The organism is Sphingomicrobium astaxanthinifaciens, from assembly GCF_022865105.1.
GTDB lineage: Bacteria > Pseudomonadota > Alphaproteobacteria > Sphingomonadales > Sphingomonadaceae > Sphingomicrobium > Sphingomicrobium astaxanthinifaciens.
In genome coordinates this window covers 51,554-67,591 of record NZ_JAKNYM010000001.1, presented here as the reverse complement: position 1 = coordinate 67,591, position 16,038 = coordinate 51,554, and the positions used below count along the sequence as shown (strand labels likewise).

At 70.2% G+C, this 16,038-nt stretch carries 18 protein-coding genes and 2 tRNA genes; 15 read left to right on the top strand and 5 right to left on the bottom strand.

Annotation, left to right across the window (positions count from 1 at the left end; translation table 11 throughout):
- Positions 1-158 precede the first annotated feature (158 nt).
- Positions 159-863, bottom strand: coding sequence for a Crp/Fnr family transcriptional regulator (locus L8951_RS00325; protein WP_244380979.1), 705 nt, complete (start codon positions 861-863; stop codon positions 159-161).
- A 249-nt stretch (positions 864-1,112) separates the two neighbouring features.
- Here L8951_RS00325 and L8951_RS00320 point away from each other — a divergent pair.
- The 9 genes from L8951_RS00320 (at position 1,113) to L8951_RS00280 (ending at position 7,100) form a co-directional block, all read left to right on the top strand.
- Positions 1,113-1,189: transfer RNA gene (locus L8951_RS00320), tRNA-His, on the top strand.
- Between the two features lie 40 nt (positions 1,190-1,229).
- Positions 1,230-2,282 carry a Glu/Leu/Phe/Val family dehydrogenase gene (locus L8951_RS00315; protein ID WP_244380978.1) on the top strand — a complete coding sequence of 351 codons (1,053 nt, stop codon included), beginning with the start codon at positions 1,230-1,232 and terminating at the stop codon, positions 2,280-2,282.
- A gap of 39 nt (positions 2,283-2,321) precedes the next feature.
- A complete protein-coding gene (gene ccmC, locus L8951_RS00310; protein WP_244380977.1) occupies positions 2,322-3,056 on the top strand; it encodes a heme ABC transporter permease CcmC in 735 nt (244 codons plus the stop codon).
- Positions 3,053-3,193 (top strand): heme exporter protein CcmD, encoded by a 141-nt coding sequence (gene ccmD, locus L8951_RS00305; RefSeq protein WP_244380976.1) that lies wholly within the window; start codon positions 3,053-3,055, stop codon positions 3,191-3,193. The genes ccmC and ccmD overlap by 4 nt, the downstream gene beginning before the upstream one ends.
- Positions 3,190-3,639: a cytochrome c maturation protein CcmE gene (ccmE, locus tag L8951_RS00300; RefSeq protein ID WP_244380975.1), complete on the top strand. Its 450-nt coding sequence runs from the start codon at positions 3,190-3,192 to the stop codon at positions 3,637-3,639. Before ccmD ends, ccmE begins: the two co-directional genes overlap by 4 nt.
- Positions 3,636-5,576: a heme lyase CcmF/NrfE family subunit gene (locus tag L8951_RS00295; RefSeq protein ID WP_244380974.1), complete on the top strand. Its 1,941-nt coding sequence runs from the start codon at positions 3,636-3,638 to the stop codon at positions 5,574-5,576. The genes ccmE and L8951_RS00295 overlap by 4 nt, the downstream gene beginning before the upstream one ends.
- Positions 5,570-6,088 carry a redoxin family protein gene (locus L8951_RS00290; RefSeq protein ID WP_244380973.1) on the top strand — a complete coding sequence of 173 codons (519 nt, stop codon included), beginning with the start codon at positions 5,570-5,572 and terminating at the stop codon, positions 6,086-6,088. Before L8951_RS00295 ends, L8951_RS00290 begins: the two co-directional genes overlap by 7 nt.
- The gene (locus tag L8951_RS00285; RefSeq protein ID WP_244380972.1) at positions 6,085-6,468 is read left to right on the top strand and encodes a cytochrome c-type biogenesis protein CcmH; all 384 of its coding nucleotides are present in this window, start codon (positions 6,085-6,087) and stop codon (positions 6,466-6,468) included. The genes L8951_RS00290 and L8951_RS00285 overlap by 4 nt, the downstream gene beginning before the upstream one ends.
- Entirely contained in the window at positions 6,465-7,100 is a 636-nt protein-coding gene (locus L8951_RS00280) for a tetratricopeptide repeat protein (protein ID WP_244380971.1), read from the top strand. Before L8951_RS00285 ends, L8951_RS00280 begins: the two co-directional genes overlap by 4 nt.
- On the opposite strand, the gene ald is transcribed toward L8951_RS00280, so the two are convergent.
- Entirely contained in the window at positions 7,079-8,188 is a 1,110-nt protein-coding gene (gene ald, locus L8951_RS00275) for an alanine dehydrogenase (RefSeq protein ID WP_244381663.1), read from the bottom strand. The genes L8951_RS00280 and ald overlap by 22 nt on opposite strands.
- 77 nt (positions 8,189-8,265) lie before the next feature.
- Here ald and L8951_RS00270 point away from each other — a divergent pair, with 77 nt between their 5' ends.
- Positions 8,266-8,928, top strand: coding sequence for a PRC-barrel domain-containing protein (locus tag L8951_RS00270; protein WP_244380970.1), 663 nt, complete (start codon positions 8,266-8,268; stop codon positions 8,926-8,928).
- On the top strand, positions 8,925-9,443 hold the full coding sequence (locus tag L8951_RS00265; protein WP_244380969.1) for a 2'-5' RNA ligase family protein: 519 nt from the start codon (positions 8,925-8,927) through the stop codon (positions 9,441-9,443). The genes L8951_RS00270 and L8951_RS00265 overlap by 4 nt, the downstream gene beginning before the upstream one ends.
- On the opposite strand, the gene L8951_RS00260 is transcribed toward L8951_RS00265, so the two are convergent.
- A complete protein-coding gene (locus L8951_RS00260; protein ID WP_244380968.1) occupies positions 9,444-9,857 on the bottom strand; it encodes a DUF3775 domain-containing protein in 414 nt (137 codons plus the stop codon).
- A gap of 140 nt (positions 9,858-9,997) precedes the next feature.
- Here L8951_RS00260 and L8951_RS00255 point away from each other — a divergent pair.
- Positions 9,998-10,074: transfer RNA gene (locus L8951_RS00255), tRNA-Met, on the top strand.
- On the opposite strand, the gene L8951_RS11660 is transcribed toward L8951_RS00255, so the two are convergent.
- Positions 10,031-10,390: a VanZ family protein gene (locus L8951_RS11660; protein WP_425262466.1), complete on the bottom strand. Its 360-nt coding sequence runs from the start codon at positions 10,388-10,390 to the stop codon at positions 10,031-10,033. The genes L8951_RS00255 and L8951_RS11660 overlap by 44 nt on opposite strands.
- Positions 10,391-10,846: 456 nt before the next feature.
- On the opposite strand from L8951_RS11660, the gene L8951_RS00250 reads away from it, so the two are divergent.
- The gene (locus L8951_RS00250) at positions 10,847-12,367 is read left to right on the top strand and encodes a hypothetical protein (RefSeq protein ID WP_244380967.1); all 1,521 of its coding nucleotides are present in this window, start codon (positions 10,847-10,849) and stop codon (positions 12,365-12,367) included.
- A 38-nt stretch (positions 12,368-12,405) separates the two neighbouring features.
- Here the strand turns inward: L8951_RS00250 and proB are convergent, their stop codons facing one another.
- Complete coding sequence (gene proB, locus L8951_RS00245; protein ID WP_244380966.1) at positions 12,406-13,563, bottom strand: glutamate 5-kinase; 1,158 nt, start codon at positions 13,561-13,563, stop codon at positions 12,406-12,408.
- Between the two features lie 279 nt (positions 13,564-13,842).
- On the opposite strand from proB, the gene L8951_RS00240 reads away from it, so the two are divergent.
- Positions 13,843-14,622 (top strand): pyrroline-5-carboxylate reductase family protein, encoded by a 780-nt coding sequence (locus L8951_RS00240; protein WP_244380965.1) that lies wholly within the window; start codon positions 13,843-13,845, stop codon positions 14,620-14,622.
- Positions 14,623-14,675: 53 nt separating this feature from the next.
- Positions 14,676-15,947 (top strand): glutamate-5-semialdehyde dehydrogenase, encoded by a 1,272-nt coding sequence (locus L8951_RS00235; RefSeq protein WP_244381662.1) that lies wholly within the window; start codon positions 14,676-14,678, stop codon positions 15,945-15,947.
- Positions 15,948-16,038 lie beyond the last annotated feature (91 nt).

Here is a 16,038-nt window from a genome sequence, read left to right as displayed (position 1 = left end):
AGGCGTGGCGGAGCAGGCGGGCTGTCGGTCGGGCCACGCGGGGGCCTGTGCGGGTCCCCGCGGCGCGGGGAGCGCGCGCCGGCTGGCGCCGGGCACGAAAAAGCCCGGGGTCCCGCGGGGGACCACCGGGCCTGTTCGCCGCGCGTGCGCGCGCGCTGCTACTGTTCGAGATAATCGCCGTGGAAGCTGGCGACGCGGCGCAGTTCGCCGGGCTCCTCGAAAAAGATGCGGCGGCCTTCGCGGCGGATCAGTCCTTGGCGCTCGAGGTCGGCGAACACCCGATTGACGTTGACCGACGTCTGGCCGGTGATGTCGGCGATCTGCTGCTGGGTGAAGGGGTTGGGCATGCCCTCGGTCTCGGGGTTGGCCTTCGCCCGCGCGGCGGTCTCGAGCAGCAGGTGCGCGACGCGCGCGGTGCTGTCGCGGCGACCGCAGTTGACCAGCCATTCATAGTTGATCGCGGTTTCGCGCTGGACCAGCCGGAAGAAGAATTCGGCGATCTCGGGGTGCGCCTTGACGACCGGCTCGAGGTCGGCCTGCTTGCCGACCATGACCTTCGAACGGACGATCGCCTGGATCCCGTAATCGAGGCTGCCGGGGCCGGGCAGGATGCCCTCGCCCGGGAAGCGCAGCCCGACGATCTGGCGACGCCCGGCGCCGTCGGACTTGAACTTGCACAGGAGGCCCTGCGTGACGAACATGACTTCGTCGCGCGGGCTGCCCATGTCGCGGAAGGGGCGCCGCGGTTCGACGTCCATCATCCGGTGGGGGATGCCGGTCAGCGCCTTGGCCGCCTTTTGCGACAGTCCGGCCTTTACCAGCGTTTCGAACAGGTCGACCCCGTCGCCATTGCGCATCGCCATCGACGATAATTCCTTCCAGTGCGTGTATCGCGTCGCTATTATAATATGGTTGTGCAAATCCGCGCAACAACCTGCGAATATAAAAATGATAAAATTGGGGTAGCCCGCCCGAGGGGGCTGAGGGGGCCTTATGACCATCGGGTCACGGATTTCAACCGCAAAGTTGGGGTTCGTCCCATTCAGGCGCTTGCCAATGCGTCAAAGCCTGCCTAAAGGGTCCGGCGCGTCCGGCAGGGCGCAGCCTTTGTGGCGATCGTAGCTCAGTTGGTTAGAGCACCGGTTTGTGGTACCGGATGTCGCGGGTTCAAGTCCCGTCGATCGCCCCATTTTTCCTTCCTTGGCAACGATGAGAGGCGGAGCCGGGCGATGACGACCCCCTGGGGCAACCCCCATTTCGACGACCATGAAGCGGTGCATTTCGTCACCGATCGCGCCAGCGGGCTGAAGGCGATCATCGCCATGCATTCGACCGCGCTCGGCCCGGCCGCGGGCGGCACCCGCTTCTGGCATTATGACGACGAGGAAAAGGCCTTGTCGGACGTGCTGCGCCTGTCGCGCGGCATGAGCTACAAGAACGCGATGGCGGGGCTCCCGCTCGGGGGCGGCAAGGCGGTCATCCTCGCCGACGAGGCGCGCACCAAGACCCCGGCGATGATCGCCGCCTTCGGGCGCGCGGTGAACCGGCTGGCGGGCAATTATGTCACCGCCGAGGATGTCGGGATCACCGTCGAGGACATGATCGCGGTGCGTCGCGAGACCGACTTCGTCGCCGGTCTCCCGGTCGAGGACGGCGCCGAGGTCGGTGGCGACCCGGGGCCGCACACCGCGCGCGGCGTCTATCTCGGGCTCAAGGCCGCGGTCGCGCGCCGGCTCGGGCGCGAGACGCTCGCCGATGTCCATGTCGCGATCCAGGGGGCCGGCAGCGTGGCCAGCCATCTTGCCCGCCACCTCGCCGCCGACGGCGCGCGGCTGTCGATCGCCGACGTCAACCGCGCGCGGGTCGAGGCGCTCGCCGCCGAGACCGGCGCGACCATCGTCGACCCGGCCGATATCCTGTTCCTCAAGGCCGACGTGGTGAGCCCCTGCGCGCTCGGCGCGATCCTCAACGAGGAGAGCGTCGGCAGGCTCGACACCGCGATCATCGCGGGCGCCGCCAACAACCAGCTCGCCACCCCGGGCGATGGTCAGCGGCTCGCCGCGCGCGACATCCTCTACGCCCCCGACTATGTGATCAACGCCGGCGGCATCATCAACGTCTCGACCGAATATCTTGCCGACGGGGGCGCCGACCTCGTGCGCCAGCGGATCGACGCGATCCCCGGGCGGCTCGAGCAGATCTGGGACGAGGCCGCGCAGAGCGGGCGCGACCCGGCGAGCGTGGCCGATGCGATGGCGCAGCGGCTGATCGGGCGCGCCTGAGGCTGGCAAGCGGGCGAGGGGAAGGCTAGACAGGCCGCGATGCATCGTTTCGCCAACCCCGCCCGCTTTCTCAGGATCGCCCGTCCCGCCACCGGCTGGACCCTGTGGCCGGGCCTCGTGCTGAGCCTGGCCGGGTTCATCGGCGGGCTTTTCTTCGTGCCCGCCGACTATCTCCAGGGCGACAGCTTTCGCATCCTCTACCTCCACGCCCCCGCCGCCTGGCTCGGCATGGCGGGGTGGAGCGGGCTTGCGATCGCGGGGATCGCCACGCTGGTCTGGCGCCACCCGCTGGCGGCGCTGGCGGGGCGCGCCGTGGCGCCGGTCGGCGCGCTGTTCGCCGCGATCTGCCTCGCCTCGGGCTCGATCTGGGGGCGGCCGACCTGGGGCACATGGTGGGAATGGGACGGGCGGCTCACCAGCATGCTGGTGCTCTTCTTCCTCTACCTCGCCTATATCGCGCTGGCCGATGCCGAGCGCGCGCGCGGCCCCGACAGCGAGGGGCGGATCGCGGCGATCTTCGGGCTGGTCGGCGCGGTCAACCTGCCGATCATCCACTATAGTGTGATCTGGTGGAATACCCTCCACCAGGGGCGCTCGATCAGCATCGTCGAGGGCCGCAGCAGCATCGATCCCTCGATGCTCTGGCCGCTCGGCCTGACCTTCGTCGGGCTGACCCTCCTGTTCGTCGCGATTACGCTGATGCGGATGCGCGCCGACATTGCCCGGATCAAGCTGGCGATGCGGCTGCAACGCCGCGCGGAGGCGGCGCGATGAACCCCTGGCCCTTCGTCATCGCCGCCTACGGCCTCGGGATCGCGGCGATCCTCGTCCTGCTCGTGCTGTCGTGGCGCGGCATGCGCCGGGCCGAGGCGGCGGTCGAGCACGAACGCGAGCGCGAGCGCGCGCGATGACCGCCGCGCCCAAGACCCAGCGGCTGCTGCTGGTCATCCTCGCGATCGCCGCCCTCGCCGGGGCGGCGCTGCTCGCGCTGTGGGGGCTGCAGGGACGCGCCGCCTATTTCGTCACCCCGAGCGAGATCGCCGCCGGTCGCGTCGAGCCGGGGGTGCCGCTGCGGCTCGGCGGGATGGTCAGCGCGGGGTCGATCGCCCCGGTCGGCGACGGTAACAGCTTCCGCTTCCGGCTCGAGGACGAGACGGCGACGACCACCGTGCGCTACCGCGGCATCCTGCCCGACCTCTTCGTCGAGGGCTCGGGCGCGGTTGCCGAGGGGCGGCTGCTGGCCAATGGCGAATTCGCCGCCGACCGCATCCTGGCCAAGCATGACGAGAATTACATGCCGCCCGAGCTGGCCGAGCGCGCCGAACGGGCGACCGCCGAGACGGTCGCGGCCCCATGATCGCCGAACTCGGCCATGCCGCGCTCTGGCTCGCGGCGGCGCTGGCGGGGCTGCAGGTCGTGTTTGCGCTGCTGCGCGGGCAGGCCGGCGCCGCCGCGCTCCCCGCGATCCGCGCCATCGCCGGGGCGCAGGCACTGCTCGCGCTGCTCGCCTTCGCCGCGCTGCTGCACCTGTTCTGGGTCACCGACCTGTCGGTCGCGCTGGTCGCGACCCACAGCCACGGCGACAAGCTGCCCTTCTACAAGCTCGCCGCCGCATGGGGGAACCATGAAGGCTCGATGCTGCTCTGGGTGCTGCTCCTGTCGGGGTTCGGCGCGCTGATGGCGCGCTTCGCCCGCGCGCTCGAGCCCGCGGTGATGCGCGGGGCGCTGGGGATGCAGGGCGCGCTGGCGCTCGGTTTCTACGCCTTCCTCCTCCTGTCCTCCAACCCCTTCGCGCGGCTCGACCCGCCCGCGCTCGAGGGACGCGGGCTGAACCCGCTGCTGCAGGATCCCGGCCTCGTCTTCCATCCGCCCACCCTCTACGTCGGCTATGTCGGGCTGTCGGTCGCCTTCAGCCTCGCCATCGGGGCGATGCTCGGCGGGCGAGTCGACGCGGCGCTGGCGCGGGCGATGCGCCCGTGGGTGCTGTTGTCGTGGACCTTCCTCACCGCGGGCATCCTCGGCGGCTCCTACTGGGCCTATTACGAGCTCGGCTGGGGCGGCTACTGGTTCTGGGACCCGGTGGAGAATGCCTCGCTCCTGCCGTGGCTCGCCGCCACCGCGCTGCTGCATTCGGTCTCGGTGCTCGCCGCGCGCGAGGCGCTGCGCGCCTGGACGATGGCGCTCGCGCTGATCGGCTTCGCCATGTCGATGCTCGGCACCTTCCTCGTGCGCTCGGGGCTGCTGACCTCGGTCCATGCCTTCGCGGTCGACCCCGAGCGCGGCACCTTCATCCTCGTGCTGATGGCGCTCTATGTCGGCGGCGCGCTCGCGCTGTTCGGCGCGCGCATCGCGCAGGTCCGCGAGGGCGCCCCGTTCGCGCCCGCCAGCCGCGAGGGCGCGCTGGTGGCCAACAACCTCCTGCTTTCGGTCATCCTCGCGCTGGTGCTGTTCGGCACCTTCTACCCGCTCGTGGCCGAGGCGTTCGGGGCCTCGATCTCGGTCGGCCCGCCCTATTTCAACCTGGTGGCCGGCCCGCTCGCGCTGCTCCTCGTCGCGCTGCTGTTCGTCGGGCCTCTCCTGAGCTGGAAGCGCCAGTTCCGGCCGCTGTCGAAGGGCGCCGCGCTGGCCGGCTGCGGCGCGCTCGCGATGCTGGTCGCCACCATCGCGCTGGGCTGGTCGATGAGCCTGCTCGAGCGGCTCGGGCTAGCGCTGGGCGCGGGGCTGGTGATCGCCAGCCTCGTGCCGCTGCTCACCCGCAAGCCCTGGCGCGCGCCCGCGCCCGTCTGGGGGATGGTGCTCGCGCATCTCGGGGTCGGGCTGCTGACCGTCGGAATCGCCAGCGAGAGCGCCTTCACCAAGGAACGGCTCGCCATCGTCCAGCCGGGCGACCAGGCCAGTGTCGGGCCGTGGCTCGTCGAGTTTCGCGCCGCGGTCCCGGTCGCCGGGCCCAACTGGACCGCGATCGAGGCCGACCTGCTCGCCTCGCGCGGGGCCGGCGCGGCGCGGCTCGCCCCCCAGCAGCGGCTGTTCAACCAACCCGCCACCAGCACCAGCGAGAGCGCGCTCCTGACACGTTGGGACGGGCAGCTCTACGCCACCGTGGGGCAGGGGAGCGCTGCCGAGGGCTGGCAGCTGCGGCTGTGGTGGAAGCCGTTCGTCACCTTCATCTGGGCGGGCGGGCTGCTGATCGCGCTCGGCGGGCTGGTCTCGCTGGTCGGGCGGATCGTGCGCGCGCTGCGCGAGGCGCGGCCCGCCCGAGCGAGCGCGCGATACCGGGAGCAACGTTCATGGTAGCCCGCTACCTGCCGCTGGCCGTCGGCCTGCTCGTCTTCGCCTTCATCGGCTGGCGGCTCGCCGATCCCTCCGACCAGCCCGACATCTCGAGCCGCCTCGTCGGCGCCCCCGCGCCCGATCTCACGCTCGCGCCGATGCTGGCGGACAGGCCCGGGGTGACCGGGCTGGCGACCGGCGAGCCGCACCTCGTCAACCTGTTCGGCAGCTGGTGCAACCCGTGCATCGCCGAGGCTCCGCTGCTCGACGCGCTCGCCGCGCGCGGGGTGCCGATCACCGGCATCGCAGTGCGCGACGAGCCGCAGGCGGTGACCCGCTTCCTCGAGGAGCATGGCGACCCGTTCGCGGTGATCGGGAGCGATCCGCAGAGCGAGGCGGTGTTCGCGCTCGGGGCCACCGGGGTGCCCGAAACCTTCCTCGTCGACGCCGAGGGGGTGATCCGCGCGCATGTCCAGGGGCCGCTCGCGCCCGGCGACGTCGATCGGCTCGCCGCCGCGTGGGAGGCGTTGCGATGATGGCCTTGCTCGTGCCGCTGCTGCTCGCCGCCGCGACCCCCGATTACGCCTACGCCCAGCTCGAGGATCCGGCGCGCGAGGCCGCCGCGGTCGCGCTGATGCGCGAATTGCGCTGCCTGACCTGCGAGGGACAGTCGATCGCCGACAGCGATGCCGACATGGCCGCCGACATGCGCCGCCTCGTGCGCGCGCGGATCGCCGCGGGCGAGCGCCCCGAGGAGGTGCGCGGCTGGCTCGTCGATCGCTACGGCGGCGCGGTCAGCTATCGCCCGGTCGGCAGCGACCCGGTGTCGTGGCCATTGTTCGCGGTGCCCGTGCTGCTCCTCCTGCTGGCCGGCTGGATGGTGCGCGGTCGCTTCCGCCGGGACGGCGGGGCATGACCGGCTACCTCCTCCTGCTCGGGCTCGGGGCCGCCTGCCTCGCGTTCCTCTACTGGCGCCGGCTGCGCGGGCCGCACCTCACGCTGGCGGCGGCGGCGCTGCTGTTCGGCGGCGCGGGCTATGCGCTGTCGGGCAAGCCGTGGCTCGAATCGCGCCCGGTCGCGGGCCGCCCCGCCTTGCCCGCGCCGATGTCGCTCAAGGGCGCGCGCGAGGCCTTCTACGGGCGCTTCACCTGGCTCGACCGCTGGGCGGTGCTGTCCGAAAGCTATGCCGCGCGGGGCCGCACCGGCGAGGCCGCGCGATTGCTGCGCTCGGGGCTGCGCGAGCATCCCGGCAGCGGCGCGCTGTGGTCGCTCTACGGCAACGCGCTGGCCGACCATGCCGGCACCGTCTCGCCCGCGGCCGAACTGGCCTATGATCGCGGCATCGCGCTCGCGCCCGACCACCCCGGGCCGCGCTTCTTCAAGGCGCTCGCGCTGCTGCGCAGCGGCGAGCGCGAGGCCGCGCTGCCGCTGCTCGAGGCGCTCGAGCAGGAGGCGCCCGCCGAGGCCGACTGGCGCCCCCTCGTCGAGGGGGCGCTGGCGCTGGCCCGGCAGGACGTCCCGCCGGCTCAGCCCTCGAGCGGCTCGTAGGGCAGGTCGGGGAAGGCCTCGGCCACCGCGCCGTGGCGCAGCTTCCCGTCCGAGACGTTGAGCCCGTTGGCGAGATGCTCGTCGGTCGCCATCGCCAGCTCGGCGCCCTTGTCGGCGATCGCCACCGCCCCCGGCAGCGTCGCGTTGTTGAGCGCGAAGGTCGAGGTGCGCGCCACCGCGCCCGGCATGTTCGCCACGCAATAATGGATGATGCCGTCGACCTCGTAGACGGGATCGTCATGGGTGGTCGGGCGCGAGGTCTCGAAGCAGCCGCCCTGATCGATCGCGATGTCGACGATGACGCAGCCGCGCTTCATTTTCTTGAGCATCTCGCGGGTCACCAGCTTGGGCGCCGCCGCCCCCGGCACCAGCACCGCGCCGATGACGAGGTGGCTTTCCTCGAGCGCGCGCTCGATCATCGGCTTGGAGGCATATTGCGTCTTGATGGTCGAGCCGAAGTGCAGGTCGAGTTCGGCGAGGCGGTCGGGGTTGATATCGTAGATGGTGACATCGGCGCGCATGCCGGTTGCCATCATCGCCGCGTTGATGCCGGCCACGCCGCCACCGATGATCGCGACCTTGCCCGGGTTCACCCCCGGCACGCCGCCGAGCAGCACGCCGCGGCCACCCTTTTCCTTTTCGAGATAATGCGCGCCCGCCTGGATCGACAGGCGGCCCGCGACCTCGCTCATCGGCTTGAGGAGCGGCAGCGTGCCCGCGGGGCTGGTCACCGTCTCATAGGCGATGCAGGTCGCGCCCGACTGGATCAGCCCCTCGGTCTGCGGCCGGTCGGCGGCGAGGTGGAGGTAGGTGTAGAGGATGTGCCGCGGCTCGAGCATGGCCACTTCCTGCGGCTGCGGTTCCTTCACCTTGACGATCATGTCGGCGGCCTCGAACACCGACTTGGCGTCGGGCATGATCTGGGCGCCGGCGGCGATATAGTCGTCGTCGCTGAAGTCGATGCCGCTGCCCGCCTGCGTCTCGACGAACAGCTCGTGCCCGCGCGCGGCGAGATGGGCGACCGACGAGGGCGTGAGCCCCACGCGATATTCGTGATTCTTGATTTCCTTGGGCACGCCGATGCGCATGCTCATGTCTCCTCTACTGACTTGTCGCCGCGCCTATAGACCCGCTGATCGCATTTGTCGCGCCGATTGCGCGAAAGATGCGCGCACCGGGCGCGCCGCGCGCGGGGCGCCCCGCGCACGCGCCGGGCGCCGGGCGATCTGAACGCGGCTCGCCCCTCGTGCATTGTCGCGGGATGGAAGAGATCGCCCGCACCGTCGCGCCCGTCGCGATAACCGTCGCCGCGCTCGTCACCGCCTCCAACCTCGGGGCGCGGATCACGGGGCTCGGCTTTGTCATCTTCACCATCGGCTCGGTCGCCTGGTTCATTGTCGGGCTGGAGAGCGGGCAGGCGGGGCTGATGTGGCAGAACGTCATCCTCTTCTTCATCAATCTGTTCGGGGTGTGGCGCTGGCTCGGGCGGCGCGCGGCGATGGAGGCGGGCGGACGGCGCGCGCACGAGGAGAGCGAGAAGGGGGGCGGCGAGGGGCTGGTGCCGCTGTCGGCGCTGGTGGGGATGCCGATGCGCGATTCGCGCGGGGAGGAAGTGGGCAAGCTGGCCGACGCAATGGTGGGCGAGCGGGGCGGGCGGCTCGTCTATGGCCTCGCCTCCTCGGGCGGGGTCGCGGGTGCGGGCGAACACCTGCGCCGGGTCGACTGGGCGGGGCTGCGGGTCGAGGATGATGCGCTCCGGCTCGCGGAGACGCGCGCGCGCTTCGAGGCGCGCCCGCAAGTCGAGCGCGACGACTGGCCGAGCCGGTGAGCGGGGCGCTGATCATCACCGCCGCCATGGGGGCGGCCGACCACGCGCGGCTGACCGCCGAACGGACCGCGCATTTCCCGCCCGAGCGCAACCATCTCGATGCGCACCTGACCATGTTCCACGCGCTGCCGCCGAGCTGCGAGGCCGAGGCGAGCGCCTTGCTCGCCGGGCTGGCGCGGATGCACCGCCCGCCGCGGGCGCGACTGGCGGGGCTGATGTCGCTCGGCCGCGGCGTCGCCTATCGCGTCGAGAGCGAGGAACTGGCCCGGCTTCGCACCGCGATCGCCGAGCGCTTCCACGGGCTGCTCAGCGCGCAGGACGCCGGCGGCTGGCGCGCACATGTGACGATCCAGAACAAGGTGGCGCCGCGCGAGGCCAAGGCGCTGCTCGCCGCCAAGCAGGCCGGCTTCAACCCGCGCCCGCTGGCGATCGCGGGGCTGGCGCTGCATTACTACATGGACGGGCCGTGGGGCCCCCTCGGGCGCTGGTCCTTTTCCGGGCGCGCGCCCGCCTAGTCAGGTGACCGAGCCGACATTGTCGCAGTCGAGGTCGAAGGCGGCCATCCCCTGCTCGAGCATCGAGGCGAGCATCGGCGTCTCGAGCAGCGTCTCGACGATGTCGCTTTCCTCGGCCGCGGTCTCGAGCGCGTCCTTCCATTCGCTCGCGTCATAGTCGCCGCGCCCGACCATCACGAAGGCGAGGACCTCGGCCTGCTGGTCGTCGGCGAGGTCCTCGATCACCCCGCTCAATTCCTCCTCGACGCTGGTGTTGATGTCGTCGTCGAGGACCGAGAAGGCCTCGTCGTCATCGTCACCGTCGATATTGTCGGCGGACTCGTCGCTGCCATAGTCGGTCGGGATCTGCGCTTCATATTCGCGGGCGCGAATGATGATCCGGCAGAGCGTGTCGATCGGGGTTGCGGGTTCCATGAGGCAGCCACTTTCACTGTGAGCGGATTGCCCATCCAACGAGGCGTATCCCCCCCGGTTCCAAAGCGATTGACGAAGCCCGAAGCCGTCACTATAGGCTCGCATCCGCGCCGACCGAAAGCCGTCGGCAGCCTCTTTGGGGCGGAGTAGCTCAGCTGGTTAGAGCAGCGGAATCATAATCCGCGTGTCGGGGGTTCAAGTCCCTCCTCCGCTACCATCTTCCTCGCCGACCGGCGCGATCGCCATCGCCGCGCCACGATCCTGCCCAGCCGGTAGAAGACCAGCCCCAGCACCGCGGCGCACGCGTCGACGACGATGTCGCGCCAGTCGAAGTGGCGCGTCGCCACGGTCTCCTGAAGGACTTCATCGACCAACCCGACCAGCACGACCGCGACCAGCGTGACCAGCCCTGGCCGGGCGACGGCGCGGCCGCGCATGCCGCGCACGCGCAGCGCCTCGCGCAGCAGGACGGCGACGGCGCAATATTCGATCAGGTGCGACCGCTCGGCGGTGGAGACCAGCCGCAGCGGCATCATCAGGACGAGGAACGCGAGCGCGAGGGCGAAGGCGATCGCCAGCGCGCGGTCATCGCGCGCCCCGCCGCGCGCGATCAGCCCCGTCACGGCGACGAGGGCAAGCCCGAAGATCGCGAAGAGATAGGGAAGGGCGGGGGCGGGAAAGGCGCCCGAGGTCCAGATCGTCGACAGGATCAGCGCCACGAGGAGGGCGAGGCTCGCCCAGAGCCGTCGTTCACGCCGCGCGAGCGCGGTCGGGGGCGATGCAGCGTCGATCATTCCCGCTTCATACCACCGATGTCGCGCGATGTACGCGGCCGCGGGCCGGCAGGCACCGAACCCCCGCCGGCGCGCCATTGGTGCTGGCCGCGGGCGCCGACTTGCCTTACTGCTGGCCCCATGTCCCGGTCCGATCGAGCAGCGCGTCCTTCTGCCTCGGGCCACGCGTGCGGGCGCGAGCGGGCGGGCGCGGCGGTGGCCGCCACGCCGCCTTCGCTCCTTCCGGGCGAACGGATCGCGGGCGTGGCGCTGCTGCTCGCGGCCAGCCTTGCGGTCGTCCTCGTCCTGCCGCTCTACTCGCTCAACCACGATGCCAGCTGGTATCTCGTCGCCACCGCCAAGTTCCTCGATGGCGCCGGGCTGTACAGCGAGATCCTCGAGATCAACCCGCCGCTGGCCTTCTACCTGACCGTGGTGCCGGTCGCGTCGGCGCGTGCACTCGGGATCGATCCCACGCTATCCTACTTCCTCCACTGCGCCGCGCTCGGCCTGCTCGCGGGGCTGTGGTCGCTGCGGATCATCGCCCGTGCCGGGCTTGCCGCGGGCGAGCGACGCGGGCTGTTCCTCCTCGTGCTGGCGGTGCTGTTCGTGCTGCCGATCGCCGAATTCGGCCAGCGCGAGCACCTGACGCTCCTGTTCGCCATGCCCTTCGTGCTGGCGCAGATGCTGCGCGGCGAAGGGCGCGCACCGGGCATCGGCGAACAGGTCGCGCTCGGCCTGTTCGGCGCGCTCGGTTTCCTCCTCAAGCCGCATTTTCTCGCGATTCCCGCCATCATGGGGCTCGCCCGGCTGCTGCGCGAACGCGACGCGGCGGTGGCCCGCGATCCGGCCTATCTCGCGCTGGCCGCAGCGGCGATCGGCTACCTCCTCTTCATCTGGGGGATGCATCCGACCTACCTCGACCGCATCGTGCCGCTCGGGGTCGCGGTCTACGCCTCCTACGGCATGCCGATGGCGGGGGTGCTGGTGCGTCCCGAGCTGGCCGCGGTGGCGCTGCTCGCCAGCCTGCTGCTGCGCGATCGTGGCTGCTCGCGCCCGGGCCTGCCGGTCCTGCTCGGTGCCACCGCCGGCGCGGGGCTCGCCTATCTCCTCCAGTTCAAGGGGTGGAACTACCAAGTGCTGCCACTCGCCGCCTTCCTGCTCATGAGCGCGGGCTGGTGGGGCGTGGCCGCGGCGCGGCAGGGCCGGCGCGAACCGCTCGGGCTGGCGCTGGTGCTGATGATCACGCTGATGACGCTCGGGCCGCAGCTGTGGCGCGGCCCCTATGAGAGCGCGACCACCGCGCGCTTCGCCCCCTTCGTCGATCGCGAGGGGCGTGCCATCCTCGTCCTCAGCACCAACGTCTCGGCGGCTTTCCCCTTCGTCAACGAGGTCGGGGGGGGATGGGCGAGCCGTTATTCGGCGCACTGGCTAATCCCGGGCGCGACCGATCGGCTCGCGCAGGGCTGCGCGGGGGATGGGGCGAGTTGCGCCGAGGCGCGCGCCATCGCGGCCTTCGCCCGCGACACGATCATCACCGATCTCGAACGGTTCGAGCCGCATCTCGTCTATGTCGACGAGCGGCCCCGCAAGGCCTATTTCCGGGATCCGGGGTTCGACCATTTCGAGTTTCTGTCGCAGGACCCGCGCTTCGCGCCGATCCGCGCCTGCTATCGCAAGGTCGGCGACGCGCTGGGATACGGCGTCTACCAGCGCCGGTGCGGCGCGCGCCCCTGAACGCGGTGACCGCGTAACCCTGGACGCGCCCGCCGCGCTCAACCCATGCTGGCCAGTTCGCTTTCGGCGGGTCGGTCCCATGACAGGTTGTGCTCGCCGAGCAGCGCGAAGTCGCGGTCGGCGATGATGTCCGAATGGCTGTCGTAGCCGAGCACGTCGCTCACTTCCTCCTCGCTGCAGCGCACCAGCAGCATGGTTTCGTTGGACGAGAAATTGGTCAGCCCGCGACCGATCTCGGTGCCCTGCTCGTCATAGACGTGGAGCACGTCGCCCTTCTGATATTCGCCGCTGGTGGCCACGAGGTCGGCGGTGCCGATCCCCTGCGTGCCCGCGCGCAGCCCCGCGGCGGCGGCGGCGGTCACCGTCACGCTGCCCGCCATCTGCAGCCGGTCGGTGAGCCAGACGCGCCAGGCCGACTGCGGGTCGCCATGTGCGAGGCAGTGGGTGTGGCGGCGCCGGCCCGACAGCACCGAGCTGATCGGGGCCTCGATGATCCCCTCGGCGATGCGCGCGCTGGCGCCCGCATTCTGCGCCATGTTGGCCGCCTGCATCTTGGTCAGCATGCCGCCCGACCCGAGCAGCCCCTTGCCGGTGGTGGCATCGAGGAAGTCGGCGACATCGGTGACTTCGGGAACGAAGCGCGCGCCCGGCTCGTGCGGCGGGCGATCGTAGAGCCCGTCGATGTCGGTCAGCATCACGAATTCCTCGGCATGGATCATCTGCGCGACCTTGGCGGCGAGCCGATCGTTGTCGCCGACCCGGATCTCCTTGGTCGTCACCGTGTCATTCTCGTTGACGATCGGCAGGATGCCGTTCTTGAGCAGGCGCTCGATCGTGTTCTTGGTGTTGAGGTAGCGGCGACGGTTCTCCATCTCCTCCGAGGTGAGGAGCACCTGCGCGATCCCGATCCCGAACTCGAGCGCGACCTGCTTGTAGGCGTTGATGATCAGCGGTTGGCCGCAGGCGGCGGCGGCCTGCTTGTCCTGCAGCCCTGCGTCCGCCGGTTCGATCCCGATCATGTCGAGCCCGATCGCCGCCGCGCCCGACGAGGTCAGCACGACCTCATGACCTTTGGCGCGAAGCTCGGCGATATCGGCCATGAGCCCGTGCAGGAAGGCGAACCGCGGCGCGCGCGTCTCCTCGCTGACGACGAGCCCGCTGCCGACCTTGATGACGATACGCTTGTTCTTGCTCAAGAAACCCTCCAAATTCCATTTGCCGGAAAGTTAGATGATCTCCGCACCAATTTCAAAGGGCCCTGCGAGGCGTATCAAGTAACCTATCACGCGAACAAGTCCTGATGTAATAGATAGTAAGTCGGGATGTGAAAATTTTACATCACGACTTTGATTGACTTCACTCGCTCCATTTCACCGTCGGCTGCGGTTGAAACCTATGATTTTGGCCTTTACTGTAAGGGAGAAGTTGAAACGAGAACGATACGCAACATCGGTTGCGGGGGAGGATGACGAGCGATGAAGATCCTGATGGCGGGCTGCGGCAAGATGGGCGGGGCGATGCTGTCGCGCTGGACGGGGGGCGAGATGCCCGCGATCACGGTCGTCGATCCCGCCGATGTCGACACCCCCAACCGCATCCGCCACGTGCGCTCGATCGAGGCGCTGAAGGGCGAGAAATATGACGCGCTCATCGTCGCGGTGAAGCCGCAGATGATGGAAGACGTGCTGCCGCCCTATGCGCGGCTGCTGCGACCCGGCGCCTTCGCGTTGTCGATCGCGGCGGGCGTGCCGGCGGAGCGCGTCTCGCGCCTGCTCGGCAAGGTGCCGGTGGCGCGAGTGATGCCCAACCTCCCCGCGGCCTGCGGGCAGGGGATGAGCGCGCTGTTCGCGCAGGACGGGGTGACCGCCACCCAGAAGGTCCTCGTCGGTAAGCTCGTCTCGGCGACGGGAGAGATCGCCTGGATCGAAGACGAGGCGCGGATCGACATGTTCACCGCGCTCGCCGGCTCGGGGCCGGGCTATGTGTTCGAGATCATGCGCGCGCTCCAGCAGATCGCCGAGGAACGGGGGTTCACCCCCATCGAGGCGCGCCAGATCGCGGTCGAGACCGTGGCCGGCGCGGGCGAACTGGCGCGGCGCGACGCGCGCTCGCTCGAACAGCTGCGCGACGACGTGACCAGCCCCGGCGGCACGACCGACGCCGGGCTGACCGTGCTGCGCCGCGATCGCGGGGTGCGGGGGCTGCTCGAGGACACGGTCGATGCCGCCTTCGATCGTGCGGTCGAGCTGCGCTGACGCGCGCCTTCACGACCACTTCCGACAGGTTTAGAATACGGAGAATGACAGACATGGCCGATATCGAGCCGACCAATCCCACCACCTATGTCGGCGAGCTGGCGCGCCGCGCCAAGCGCGCCGCCGCGCGTCTCGCCACCGCGACCACCGAGGAAAAGAACCGCGCCATTCGCGAGGGCGCCGATGCGCTCGTCGAGCGCCGCGACGCGATCCTGCGCGCCAATGCCCGCGATGTCGACAATGCCCGCAATGCCGGGAAGAACGAGGCCTTCATCGACCGTCTCGCGCTCGACGCCGATCGCATCGACGCGATGGCCGAGGGCATGCGCACGGTCGCCGATCTCGACGACCCGGTGGGGCGCGTGCTGGCCCGCTTCGACCGCCCCAACGGGCTCCGGATCGAGCGGGTCGCGGTGCCGATCGGGGTGATCGGCATGATTTACGAATCGCGCCCCAACGTCGGTGCCGACGCCAGCGCGCTCTGTCTCAAGAGCGGCAATGCGGTGATCCTGCGCGGTGGATCGGACAGCCAGCACAGCGCGCGCGAGATCAACGCCGCGATCGCGCAGGGCCTGGCCGCGGCGGGGCTGCCCAGAGAGGCGGTCCAGGTGGTCGGCACCACCGACCGCGCCGCGGTCGGCGCCATGCTCGAGGCGGTCGGCAAGATCGACCTCATCATCCCGCGCGGCGGCAAGTCGCTGGTCGAGCGGGTGCGCGACCAGGCCAAGGTGCCGACGCTGCTCCACCTCGACGGCAACTGCCACAGTTACGTTCATGCGGCCGCCGATCTCGAGAAGGCCGTGCGCGTCGTGCAGAATGCCAAGCAACGCCGCCTCGGGGTCTGCGGTGCAACCGAAAGCCTCGTCGTCGACCGCGACATTGCGACGGAATTCTTGCCCAAGCTGCGCGAGGCGCTCGGGGACTGCGAATTGCGCGGCGACGAGGAAGCACAACGTATCCTCCCCGGCATTGCGCCTGCGAGCGAGGCCGACTGGGACACCGAATATCTCGACAATATCCTGTCGGTGAAGGTGGTCGGCGACCTCGATGAAGCGATCGACTTCGTCTCGGCGCATCACTCCGGTCACACCGATGCGATCCTGACCGAGGACGATCAAGCGGCAACGGCCTTTCTGACCCGGGTCGACAGCGCGGTCGTGATGCACAATGCCTCGACGCAATTTTCGGACGGCGGCGAGTTCGGCATGGGCGCCGAGATCGGCATCGCCACCGGCAAGATGCACGCGCGCGGCCCCGTCGGGCTCGAGCAATTGTGCAGCTTCCACTACCGCGTCCATGGCGACGGGCAGACGCGTCCGGCCTAGGCGTTCGGCATAGGCGTTCGCCATACCGACCAGGAAGGGCCCCGGCTGCGATGTCGGGACTGACGCCATCGCCAAGGCGAAGGGTGCGCCC

What these genes read in the sequence shown, in the direction of transcription:
- L8951_RS00280 (WP_244380971.1), top strand. Translation starts at nt 6,465, where the DNA reads ATGACCGGCTACCTCCTCCTGCTCGGGCTCGGGGCCGCCTGCCTCGCG.
- L8951_RS00270 (WP_244380970.1), top strand. Translation starts at nt 8,266, where the DNA reads ATGCGCGCACCGGGCGCGCCGCGCGCGGGGCGCCCCGCGCACGCGCCG.
- L8951_RS00315 (WP_244380978.1), top strand. Translation starts at nt 1,230, where the DNA reads ATGACGACCCCCTGGGGCAACCCCCATTTCGACGACCATGAAGCGGTG.
- L8951_RS00235 (WP_244381662.1), top strand. Translation starts at nt 14,676, where the DNA reads ATGGCCGATATCGAGCCGACCAATCCCACCACCTATGTCGGCGAGCTG.
- ccmE (WP_244380975.1), top strand. Translation starts at nt 3,190, where the DNA reads ATGACCGCCGCGCCCAAGACCCAGCGGCTGCTGCTGGTCATCCTCGCG.
- L8951_RS00285 (WP_244380972.1), top strand. Translation starts at nt 6,085, where the DNA reads ATGATGGCCTTGCTCGTGCCGCTGCTGCTCGCCGCCGCGACCCCCGAT.
- L8951_RS00290 (WP_244380973.1), top strand. Translation starts at nt 5,570, where the DNA reads ATGGTAGCCCGCTACCTGCCGCTGGCCGTCGGCCTGCTCGTCTTCGCC.
- L8951_RS00260 (WP_244380968.1), bottom strand. Translation starts at nt 9,857, where the DNA reads ATGGAACCCGCAACCCCGATCGACACGCTCTGCCGGATCATCATTCGC.
- ald (WP_244381663.1), bottom strand. Translation starts at nt 8,188, where the DNA reads ATGCGCATCGGCGTGCCCAAGGAAATCAAGAATCACGAATATCGCGTG.
- ccmC (WP_244380977.1), top strand. Translation starts at nt 2,322, where the DNA reads ATGCATCGTTTCGCCAACCCCGCCCGCTTTCTCAGGATCGCCCGTCCC.
- L8951_RS00325 (WP_244380979.1), bottom strand. Translation starts at nt 863, where the DNA reads ATGGCGATGCGCAATGGCGACGGGGTCGACCTGTTCGAAACGCTGGTA.
- L8951_RS00240 (WP_244380965.1), top strand. Translation starts at nt 13,843, where the DNA reads ATGAAGATCCTGATGGCGGGCTGCGGCAAGATGGGCGGGGCGATGCTG.
- L8951_RS11660 (WP_425262466.1), bottom strand. Translation starts at nt 10,390, where the DNA reads ATGCCGCTGCGGCTGGTCTCCACCGCCGAGCGGTCGCACCTGATCGAA.
- ccmD (WP_244380976.1), top strand. Translation starts at nt 3,053, where the DNA reads ATGAACCCCTGGCCCTTCGTCATCGCCGCCTACGGCCTCGGGATCGCG.
- L8951_RS00295 (WP_244380974.1), top strand. Translation starts at nt 3,636, where the DNA reads ATGATCGCCGAACTCGGCCATGCCGCGCTCTGGCTCGCGGCGGCGCTG.